The sequence below is a fragment of the Syntrophales bacterium genome (assembly GCA_030655775.1).
Classification (GTDB): domain Bacteria; phylum Desulfobacterota; class Syntrophia; order Syntrophales; family JADFWA01; genus JAUSPI01.
The window spans coordinates 21,801-31,575 of sequence record JAUSPI010000237.1 but is presented as its reverse complement, the minus strand read 5'-3'; the positions used below and the strand labels follow the sequence as shown (position 1 = coordinate 31,575).

Here is a 9,775-nt window from a genome sequence, read left to right as displayed (position 1 = left end):
GTTATTGTTCTTATAAAAAGATAGCTGTTGTGGCACGAGGCGGGGGTTCTTCCGGCCTCTTTGGTTCGGTACCCAAAAAAGGCGGCGTTGTATTGGATTTGACGGATTTATCAGACGTCGTTGAGGTTGATCAAGTTAGAGAATCGGTGACCACAGAGGCAGGTATTACATGGTGGGAATTAGATAGAAAGCTGAAAAGTCAGGGTTTTACCGTCATAAGTTATCCGTCCAGCGCCAAATCGGCAACTGTCGGCGGATGGATGATGGGCAATGGTCTTGGAATAGGCAGCTTAAAGTACGGGTCCCTCTTTGATCAACTTCTGTCTGCCCAGGTAGTCCTTTCTGATGGCACGGTGAGAGAATATGCGAGGGGACAGGGGTTGGAGTGGTTTTTTGAGTCCGAAGGGATGCTGGGGGTAGTTACCAAAATTTCCTTCAAAATTCGCAGAATTCCAGACGTAATCTCACATCATTTAATTTATTTTGATGATATGGAAGACCTCTTTGGCTTTCTTGATCCGTTGGTAAAGACAGCACCCTGTCCCTACGCCGTTGAGATTTTTGATCACAAATACCTTGCACTTCTTAAAGCGTCCGGCTATCGGGTGACTAACTTCGGTCCCCGAAGCGGCATTGTGCTGGTTACCTATGATGGTGAGAAAAGAGACGCCGAAGCCGGTAAAGGTACGATAGACGAGCTGGTTCACCGTTACTCCGGCGAGGAAATAGAAGGCGCAGATGATCAATGGCAACAGAGGTTCAATATACTGAGAATCAGGAGGAAAGCCCCCACTGTTATTCCCAGCAGCCTCCATATTCCTCTAAATAAGCTGAATCAATTTTATTCCGGTCTTGAGAAACTGGACAAGAGACCTATCGGTCTTTTGGGACATGTCGTTTCCAGCGATGAATGCATGATGATGCCGATGGTAGTGAGCAATGAAATGAAAATGACGGAGTATATCCTTGCCCTGCACACTCCACGGGAGCTTTCCAACCTGGCGATATCTTGTGGCGGTAAACCAGGTGGTGGGGTGGGTATATGGAATGCCCCTTATAAGAAGCAAATATTATCCAAACAAAGGATCGAAGAGATCAAGAAGAGAAAAATGGAGTTTGATCCCCAGGGTATTCTGAATCCTGGGATGTGGGTTGATTCACCGTTACTTTTCAACCCGGATATCTATCAGATTGCCATGGCAGTTGTTTCTGCAGCAGACAGGATAATCCCTGGAAGAGCGAGGAGATACGAGCAAGAGGGTTTCTTGGAAGAAATTATTGCCTGCAATCAATGTGGTTACTGCATGAATTACTGTCCAACCAGACAGGAATGGATTTCCTCCACACCCCGCGGCAGGATTCTTATGGCGAAAGACCTGATTGAGGGGGATTCCTTGAATCATCAGAAAATAATCCCCGAATACGTAAAATCAATCTTTCAATGTACCCTGTGCGGAAGGTGTGGAGTCGGCTGCAGTGCTGATATCAAACCGCAGGAGATGTGGAGAGGATTGAGGAGCAATCTTGTGCAGAACGGCTTCGAGCTTGAATGCTTGAAAGACTTGACAAGGAATATTTCCGAAGTGCAAAATATCGCTTCAAAACCGAATGATCAGAGAGCAAATTGGACAAAGAGGTTGAATTTTCCGTACGAACTTGGAAAAAACAGAGAAGCCAAGGTTATCTATTATGTTGGGTGCATAACGTCCTTTTACCCGGCGGTTCAGGACATAGCCCGGTCATTTTCCCGGATATTAGATTCAGCAGGTGTGGACTTTACTATTCTTGGTGATGAGGAGTGGTGTTGCGGTTATCCATTGCTGGTAGCCGGCCATGAACAGGATGCAGCGAAGTTCATGGATCATAATATAAGCAAGATAAAAGAATCAGGGGCAGAGAGCATGGTGATGACCTGCCCCGGGTGCTATCGGATGTGGTCTGAAGAGTATTATAATATTACCGGTAAAAGGGTGCCGATTGATATTTTTCACTCAACACAGTTCATTGCAAGGCTCATTGAAGAGGGTACTGTACAGTTTGGAGAACTGAACGACGATATTGCCTACCACGATCCCTGTGATCTTGGCAGAAACAGCAAAATATTTGATGAGCCTCGTTACATACTCGACAAGATCCCCGGTCTTAATTCTGTAGAACTGAGAGATAATCGAGAGTATTGCAACTGTTGCGGATCGGGAGGGGATCTCCTGGTATCAAATCAGGAACTTTCCCTTGATATTGCCCGGCGCAAGGTCCACGAATTTCTTGATACAGGTGCTCAGACCCTGGTAACGGCATGCCCCTCATGTATACGGTCTATAAATATGTCTAAAGTGGCGGAGAAAGCGCGGTTCAAGGTACAGGATATTTCCCAGACGGTCTGGGAGGCCATGTTGAAATGATAAAAAAATTATTGACAGAATTATTGATCTAATTTAGTCAATCAATGTGAGGAGACAGATTTCAAATCTGTCCACACTTCAGATTCAAGGAGAAAGCAATGCACGAAGAAATAAGGAACACCCCGTTGCATGATTGGCATCTATCTCATGGTGCCAATATGGCCGTTTTCGGCGGTTATGATATGCCGCTCTGGTATCCCTCGGGTGCAAAGAAGGAACATTTAACGGTTCTTACAAATGCCGGCATTTTCGATACAAGCCATATGGCCGTTATTATGGTTACCGGTACAGACGCTTTTGAATTGCTCCAGTTGTGCTTTACCAAAGATCTGAATGCCTGTGTGGGCAAAAAGAAAGCCCCCTTAAAACCCGGTAAGTGCGTCTATGGCGCGTACTTGAACGAAAATGGTGAACTTATAGATGATGCCATCGTGTCCCAGATAGAGCATAATATTTACATGATCGTTGTAAATGCCGGTATGGGGGGCGACGTTGCACGTCATATGACCTACTATGCCGGCTTACGAGACGTTGAGATAATAGATCTTACAGATAAAATTGGCAAGATAGATATCCAGGGCCCTATGGCTGCCGGTATCCTCATGAACATTCTGAAAGAACCGGAAGAAGTTTTTGACGAGATGTTCTACTTCACGTTTAAGGGTCATTTCGATAGTAGATCCACTCTTGCCGGTACGGTGAAACTTACCGACGGCACGCCTCTTTTGCTTTCCCGGACCGGCTATACCGGGGAGTTTGGCTTTGAAATCTTTGTGAACCCTGATCATCTTATCGGGACATGGGAAATGCTCCTGGCGGCGGGCAAGAAGTTTGATCTTATTCCGTGCGGTCTTGCTGCCAGGGACTCGTTAAGGGCTGGAGCTTTGCTTCCCCTCTCTCACCAGGATATCGGACCATGGCCGTTTATTAATCACCGCTGGCTTTTTACCCTGCCTTATAATGACGACGGAACAGGTTTTACCAAGAAGTTTATAGGTGACGAAGCCCTTCATAATATAGAAGAATCAGAACACACATGCGCTTTTGTGGGCTATGATCTTCGTAAGGTTTCCACCCATGACCCCGCAGCGTACGTGCTGGACGCTGCCGGCAATGAAATCGGAACGGTTTTAACATGTGTGAGTGATATGGCAATCGGGCGTCACGGTGATCGGATTTACAGCATTTCCAGCCCCGACAAACCGGAAGGGTTCAATCCGAAAGGACTCTGCTGTGGATTTGTCAAGGTGAAACCTAAGCTGCTTTCAGGTCAAATCGTGGAACTCAAGGATAACAGGCGGAAGATAAAGGTCATGATAGTAGATGACATTCGCCCGGATCGTACCGCACGCCGGCCGATAAAAGAGATGTTGAAAATTTAGAGTTCAAAGTTTAGAGTTCAAAGTTCAAAGTTTAGAGTTCAAAGTTCAAAGTTTAGAGTTCAAAGTTCAAAGTTCAGAACTTTGAACTCAGAACTTTGAACTCGAAACCAAATTAAAGGAGGGACCAGTGAAAGAGATCAGTCAATTAAATTTACCCGATGATGTTCGTTATGCAGAAGAACACGAGTGGGCCAGGCCCGAAGGTGAAAAGGTAAGGGTTGGAATCGACGACTATGCCCAGGATCAGCTCGGAGACATTGTGTTTGTCGAACTGCCTCAGGTGGGCGATACCTTTGAGAAAGACGAAGAGTTCGGGACAGTAGAATCAGTCAAAGCCGTTTCCGAATTGTATATGCCGATCGGCGGAGAAATCCTCGCTGTAAACACTGCCCTTGAAGAATTCCCTGAACTGTTAAACAGCGATCCGTATGACGATGGATGGATGATTGATGTCATACCCAACAATCCGGATGATTGGGATGCCCTCATGACCAAAGATGCTTACATTGAAGCGCTTAAAGGGGGGAAATAAATGCGTTACTTACCTCATACCAGTGAAGATATCACTTCGATGCTGGAGGAAGTGGGAGTGGATGGTCTCGACGGCCTTTTCTCGACGATCCCTGAGGACTGCCGTCACAGGGATGATCTCAATCTGCCGGAGCCATTGACCGAGTGGGAATTGAACGACCGTATGGGTGCTCTTTCAGACAGCATGGCCGTCTCTCCGGAATACAAAATGTTTATTGGTGCGGGCAGTTATCAACATTATATTCCGGCGTCGGTGTCAAGTCTCCTTGGCCGTTCAGAGTTTGTGACATCTTATACCCCCTACCAGCCGGAAATAAGCCAGGGGACATTACAGGCGATTTATGAGTATCAGACGCTTACCACCCGGCTTCTTGGCATGGAGGTGGCAAATGCGTCGATTTATGATGGCGCTTCGGCTCTGGCTGAAGCACTGCTGATGGCGCTCCGGATAACTAAAAAAAGAAAAGTTGCCATTTCATCTCTTATTCATCCTCTCTATCGTCGTGTGGTTCAAACGTATTGTGAACCATCCGGTTATGAAATTGCGGAGCTTCCATATCTTGACGATGGCAGGACCGATCTTTCTAAGCTTGCTGGAATGAATGATCTTGGAGCGGTTGCAGTTCAGTCGCCCAACTTTTTCGGATGTATTGAAAATCTGAAGGAAATCAGTGAGATGGTACATGAAAAGAGCGCCCTTCTCGTTGCTTCGTTTACGGAACCCCTTGCTTACGGACTTTTTAAAAATCCCGGGAGTCAGGGTGCCGATATTGCGTGCGGGGAAGGTCAAAGCCTCGGTATCCCTCAGTCGTTTGGTGGCCCGGTACTCGGCATGTTCGCCAGCAAGATGAAATATGTGCGCAGTATGCCCGGCCGCCTGGTAGGCAAAACCACCGACATGGACGGCAAAAGAGGCTTTGTTCTGACGCTTTCCACAAGGGAGCAGCACATCCGCCGGGAGAAAGCGACTTCCAACATCTGCACCAACAACAGTCTCTGCGCCCTTGCGGCTGCGATGTATATGGCTTCTATGGGTGGTACCGGGATGCGGGAACTTGCCATGCTCAACTATGACAAATCCGAGTATCTTAAATCGGAATTGAAAAAAGCAGGATTCAAAATAAACTTTGAAAGTCCTACCTTCAATGAGTTCGTTGTGGAATTCCCCGCAGGTTTTAAGAACACTTACGAGCGTCTCTTAGAGAAGAAGATAGTGGCGGGCCTTCCGCTTGCTCCCTACTATCCGGAACTTTCCAGCCACTACCTTTTATGTGTAACGGAAACAAGAACCAGACAAGACATAGATGCGCTGGTCAGGGAGGTGAAATCATGAAAGAATCTTTAGGCACTACCGGCCTGATACTTAATGAGCCCCTGCTCTGGGAAAAGGGGAAGAAGGGACGACGGGGATTTTCTTTACCCCGGCGTGACGTTGAGTTCTCTCCCCTGAATGAAGACCTTGCAGGTGAAGGCCCGGACTTTCCTGATCTCTCCGAGGTGGACGTGGTACGCCATTATACCCGGCTCTCCACATGGAATTTCGGAGTGGACACCGGTATGTACCCTCTGGGTTCATGCACTATGAAGTACAATCCCAAAACCAATGAAAGACAGGCAGGCCTTCAAGGATTTGCCGGGGCTCATCCCCTGCTTCCGGCCGGTTTGTCACAGGGAACGCTCAAACTGATGTTTGAGCTTGAACAGTATCTTTCGGAAATCACCGGAATGGATGCCGTCACCCTTCAGCCGGCGGCCGGAGCCCATGGGGAGTTTGCCGGAATGCTCGTAATTTGCGCTTACCACAAGAGTAAGGGTGAGCGACGTTCGAAGATCATCGTTCCCGATACCGCACACGGCACGAATCCTGCCAGTGCAACGCTGTGCGGTTACCAGTCCGTGCCGGTTAAATCCAATGAACAGGGAATCCTTTCTCCCGAAGCAGTGGCCGACGTTATGGATGAAGATACAGCAGGAATTATGGTGACCAATCCCAACACACTCGGCCTCTTTGAGGAAAACATAAAAAAAATAGCCGAAATAGTCCACGCAAAAGGCGGGCTCGTCTACTGTGACGGAGCAAACATGAACGCTGTTATGGGCATCGTACACATGGGCGAAATCGGGATTGACGTGCTTCATCTGAACCTCCATAAGACCTTTTCGACTCCACACGGTGGGGGCGGGCCCGGTTCCGGACCGGTCTGTGTTAAGAAACACCTTGAACCGTTTCTTCCTGTTCCCCGCGTGGTTGAGGAAAATGGAAAATATTCACTTTCTGAAGATTTTCCTGAATCTGTCGGCAAACTGCATGCCTTTTATGGAAATTTCGGTGTCATGATAAAGGCTTACAGTTATATCCTGAGCATGGGTCCCGGAGGCCTTAAGAAGGCCAGCCAGCTGGCTGTACTGAACGCCAATTACATCAAGGAAAAGTTGAAAGGGGTGTTTCATCTTCCCTATGACAGGCCCTGTATGCATGAATGCGTCTTTTCCGACGAGTTTCAAAAGGCTGACAAGGTTACAACCCTGGACATGGTCAAACGCCTTATGGATTACGGTTATCATCCGCCCACCATCTATTTCCCGCTTGTAGTGCATGGTTCGATCATGATCGAACCCACGGAAACTGAGTCCAAAGAGGACATCGATCTTTTCATTGAAGCACTAAAAGCGATAGCGGATGAGGCAAAGAAAAATCCGGAGCTGCTGCACGACGCCCCAAGCCGCTGCAAAGTAAGAAGACTGGATGAGACAACCGCGGCACGAAAGCCGTGCCTTGCCGGATGAAACCATTGAGGGGTCAGCTCGAAACAGACTCCATAACAGTCGGAGATTCCCCGCTGCTTGCGGCGGGGAGCTTCAATTTTAAATTACAGGCTTAAAAGTGAGTTACCCCCCTAAAATCGCATGCCATTCATCCTGGGTACAGCACAGAATATTCTGCACATAATTTCGAAAAAAATTTAATAAAATTTAAAAAATAACTTGTATTTTTATTTTTTTGGTTTACATACTCCCACTAATTAGGAAGGAAAATAAACAACAGGAGGAAAAGTAAAAGAAATGGACTCGCTCGCTTTCCAGAAAGAGGAGTTAAAGAGTGCGGAGGACGATCAACCCCCAGGTAGTATAATGGGCAAACCGTTACAGCCGGTTTTCTCTAATGTAACCACCCAAATTCACAGGATCAAAGAAAGACCGTTTGTCGTTAGTAAACAAGCCGGGATATTCTGCCAGAAGTTTTTCCCGGGAGTTACGGAAACCAACTGGAATGATTGGCGATGGCAGATCAAAAACAGTATTACAAGTTTAAAGGAATTAGAAAAAATTATTTTACTTACCCCAAAAGAAAGAAATCCAATTACCGATATTAGCAATTCCCTTCCCTTACGTATTACTCCTTATTATGCAAGTTTGCTTGATCCGGATAACTCTGAGCAGGCAATTCGCAAGGCTGTGGTGCCAAGAGAAGATGAGCTGTTAATCTCAGAGGGGGAGGCGGGAGACCCCCTTGCGGAAGAGCATACGAGTCCTGTGCCTAATATTGTCCACCGTTACCCAGACCGTGTTCTCCTGCTTTTCACAGATGTATGTTCCACCTATTGCAGGTATTGCACGCGTTCACATATGGTGGCAAAAAATAAAAAACGCTTCAGTAATGCTGTTCTATTGCGCGCGATTGAGTACATCCGTCAGAATCCCAATATCCGCGATGTGCTTATTTCCGGGGGCGATCCCTTGACCTGTTCGGATTCTCAATTGGACTTTATGTTATTCGAGTTACGAAAGATCCCGCATGTGGAGATTATCAGGATCGGAACAAAAGTGCCGGTGGTTTTACCTCAACGCATCACTAAGTCCCTTGTTAAGATGCTTAAAAAGTATCATCCTCTCTTTCTGAGCATACACTTTACCCATCCGGATGAAATCACTCCTGAAGTGACAGAGGCCTGTTCCCGACTGGCTGATGCGGGGATACCACTGGGAAGCCAAACGGTGCTCTTAAAAGGCATTAACGATAACGTAGAGACAATGAAACGTTTTGTTCATGGCCTTCTTAAAATTCGTGTGCGTCCTTATTACCTTTTTCAGTGTGATCCCATCCTCGGATCCGGGCATTTTCGTGTTCCCGTAGAAGAAGGATTGAAAATTATTCAGGGCTTGCAAGGGTTTACCTCCGGCTATGCCGTTCCGCATTACGTAATCGACTCTCCTGGCGGCGGCGGAAAGGTCCCTCTATTGCCTGAATATTTTATTGGGCGTGACGGGAATTATGTACTCCTGAAAAATTTTGAAGGAAGGATACTTAAGTATCCCGATTTTTGTAAAAGAATAAGTTAACGTATCATTACTCAATACTCCAAGAGGCGATCTATCGGAATCCCGGTAGATTGCCTCGCGTTTATATGACCCTGCAGAAATTGATGGACCGCAGATCATGTCTTTAAAAATGAAACAGGAATATCATGAAAACAGGTTTGACGTTTGATTTAAAAAGCGAATATATAAAGCAGGGCTTCTCTCCGGAAGAAGCTGCTGAATTTGATAGCGAAGAAACTGTCGAGGGCATTGAAAAAGCCCTGGTACAATTAGGATACAAGACCGACCGTATCGGGAATTTTAAGCAGCTTGTCCAACGGATCAATCACGGCGACCGGTGGGATCTGGTTTTCAATATTGCGGAAGGTATGTATGGTTTTGGCCGTGAAGCACAGGTCCCTGCGCTGCTGGACGCTTACCGGATACCGTATGTCTTTTCAGATCCTCTCGTGCTATCTTTGACCTTGCATAAGGGCATGACGAAAAGGATTATCAGGGACAACCATATCCCTACCGCCGATTTTGTCATCGTAAGTCATATCAGAGATGTTGAGAATGTCCATCTTGACTATCCTCTTTTCGCGAAACCGGTTGCGGAAGGGACGGGGAAAGGTATCACTGAAAAATCCCTCACAGAAACTCCCGGCGAGTTGCGTGTAGTATGTAAACAATTGCTAAAAAGATTTAATCAGTCTGTACTGGTGGAAGAGTATCTTCCGGGAAGAGAATTTACCGTTGGTATCGTTGGAACAGGCGAGGAAGCACGTGTAATCGGAGTTATCGAAATCATTTTAAACCAAAAAGCGGAAAGGAGTGGTTACTCCTACCTTAACAAGGCTCACTACCAGGATCGGGTAGAATATGTCCTGGTGGAAGAGGAGATGGAGAGAATCTGTAGTGAAATTGCCCTGAAGGCATGGCAGGCCCTCGAATGCCGTGACGGGGGAAGGGTCGATCTCCGTTGCGATAAGAATAATAATCCTAAATTCATGGAGATCAATCCTCTGGCGGGATTGAATTACCTTGATTCAGATCTCCCTATTATTGCCTATAAAAATGGCTATGCCTTTGCAGATTTGATTCGAATGATCATGGAATCCGCTTTAAGGCGGGTTCAAAAGTGAGACCTGGTTGTGTTTC

General features: G+C 46.7%; 7 protein-coding genes. All 7 read left to right on the top strand.

What is annotated here, in order from left to right; genetic code table 11:
- Positions 1-2,402: FAD-binding and (Fe-S)-binding domain-containing protein (locus Q7J27_13080; GenBank protein ID MDO9530073.1), on the top strand; the 2,402-nt coding region annotated here is incomplete at its 5' end.
- A 98-nt stretch (positions 2,403-2,500) separates the two neighbouring features.
- Positions 2,501-3,784 (top strand): hypothetical protein, encoded by a 1,284-nt coding sequence (locus Q7J27_13075; GenBank protein MDO9530072.1) that lies wholly within the window; start codon positions 2,501-2,503, stop codon positions 3,782-3,784.
- Between the two features lie 127 nt (positions 3,785-3,911).
- A complete protein-coding gene (gene gcvH / locus Q7J27_13070; protein ID MDO9530071.1) occupies positions 3,912-4,316 on the top strand; it encodes a glycine cleavage system protein GcvH in 405 nt (134 codons plus the stop codon).
- Positions 4,317-5,648 carry an aminomethyl-transferring glycine dehydrogenase subunit GcvPA gene (gcvPA, locus tag Q7J27_13065; protein MDO9530070.1) on the top strand — a complete coding sequence of 444 codons (1,332 nt, stop codon included), beginning with the start codon at positions 4,317-4,319 and terminating at the stop codon, positions 5,646-5,648.
- Positions 5,645-7,102, top strand: a complete 1,458-nt coding sequence (gene gcvPB / locus Q7J27_13060) for an aminomethyl-transferring glycine dehydrogenase subunit GcvPB (GenBank protein ID MDO9530069.1) — start codon at positions 5,645-5,647, stop codon at positions 7,100-7,102. Before gcvPA ends, gcvPB begins: the two co-directional genes overlap by 4 nt.
- A 276-nt stretch (positions 7,103-7,378) precedes the next feature.
- Complete coding sequence (locus tag Q7J27_13055) at positions 7,379-8,656, top strand: KamA family radical SAM protein (GenBank protein MDO9530068.1); 1,278 nt, start codon at positions 7,379-7,381, stop codon at positions 8,654-8,656.
- A gap of 125 nt (positions 8,657-8,781) precedes the next feature.
- Positions 8,782-9,759, top strand: a complete 978-nt coding sequence (locus tag Q7J27_13050; GenBank protein ID MDO9530067.1) for an ATP-grasp domain-containing protein — start codon at positions 8,782-8,784, stop codon at positions 9,757-9,759.
- Positions 9,760-9,775 lie beyond the last annotated feature (16 nt).